The 1,502-nt window shown below is 70.3% G+C and carries 1 protein-coding gene; it reads right to left on the bottom strand.

The window, feature by feature from the left end:
- Positions 1-451 precede the first annotated feature (451 nt).
- Positions 452-1,502 (bottom strand): serine/threonine-protein kinase (locus U9980_RS17720; protein ID WP_322768934.1); only part of this gene is annotated, 1,051 nt, incomplete at its 5' end.

Here is a 1,502-nt window from a genome sequence, read left to right as displayed (position 1 = left end):
GCCAGCAGCGGTCGGACCGCCTCGAACGCTGTCAGTGCCTCGTCGGGATGTCCGGCGGCCGCGAGCAGCTGGGCGATGACGAAGCGGGATTCGAGAATTTTGGCCCCTTCGTCCTCACCTGCGCAGCTGTCGGCGTTCTGCACGTAGAACCGGAGCTGAGGCAGCGCCTTGTCCGGTTTGCCGATCTCTGCGTAGGCGTGGCCGGCATGGTAGGAGCAGTCGAGGACGTAGGCGTCGGTCGGCGGCAGATGCCTGCGGTAGTCGTGTCCGACGCCGTCGAAGAGTGCGGCGGCACGCGTGTACTCCCCGGCGTAGAACAGCGCGGCGGCCAGGAAGTGCCGCAGCTGAAGCGCGAGGAACGGGTCGTGACGGGTGCGCTCGACGCCGTCCTCGAGGAGGCTGATCGCTTCGGCCGGTCGGTCGTTGTCCAGCAGCGCCCGGACGTTGGCCTTCAGCAGGTCGACGTCGTCCTCGGTGAGCGTGGCGCGGCCGTCTGCCGGTTCGCGGCGTCTGGGCGGGGCCAGCAGCGGTCGGCGAAACGGGCGGGTCGGGTCGCGGATCCCCTCGGTGCTCTCGGTGCCCTCTCGGTGCCCGAGGATTCATCCGGCGTGGACGTGAACGGCACGAGCGCCTCGTAGACGGCTTCGGCGGTAGGCCGCGCCGCCGGCTCCTTCGCCAGCATCGAGGCCACGAGCGCGTCGACATCCCATGGAATGCCGGCCCGCCGGGCCCGCACCGACGGCGCGCTCGATTGCAGGTGGTGGGCGCGCAGCGGCATGTCGGTTGTCGGGTGGAACGGCGCGTCGCCGGTGAGCAGCTCGCACAGCAGGGCGCCGAGCGAGTAGATGTCGGAGGCGGAGGTCACCACATGGCCAAGGCACTGCTCCGGCGACATGTATGCCGGTGTGCCCACGGTCCGGTCGATCTGGGTCAGCCGCGGCAGCGCTCCTGAGCCGCGCAGGATCGCGATGCCGAAGTCGAGCACCTTCACCAGGCCACCGTCGACGATCATCACGTTGGCCGGTTTGATGTCACGGTGGACGATGTCGACCCGGTGGACGTCGGTGAGCACCGCCGCGATCTGCGCGGCGACGGCTGCCGCCCACGCCACGCTCGGTGGCGCGGAGCCGTAGTCGGTGCGGTCGAGCGTCGCCTCCAGCGTCGAGCCGGCCAGTAGCTGCATGACGAGCCATAACCGGGTGCTGCCGTCGGGGGCGGTCTCGACGCCGGTGTCATAGACGGCAGGCGTGCCGGGATGCTCCAGCTGGGCGGTGGTGCGGATCTCGCGCAGGAACCGCTTGCGATCCCGCTCCAGCATGTCGAGGATTTCGGCTGCCTCCGGGCTGTCCGGCACAGCCGGTACCGGCCCCGCTGGGGACGGCGGGCGCAACATTTTGATCGCCACGCTGCGGTCCAGGCGCTCGTCGTAGCCGTGGAAGACCTCGCTCATGCCGCCTCGGCCGAGCGACCCGTCCACCCGGTAGCGCCCGGCTATCAGCCGC

Origin of the sequence: Protofrankia sp. Cr1, assembly GCF_963555865.1 — a bacterium.
Lineage (GTDB): Bacteria > Actinomycetota > Actinomycetes > Frankiales > Frankiaceae > Protofrankia.
This window is presented reverse-complemented; position numbering and strand designations above follow the sequence as displayed.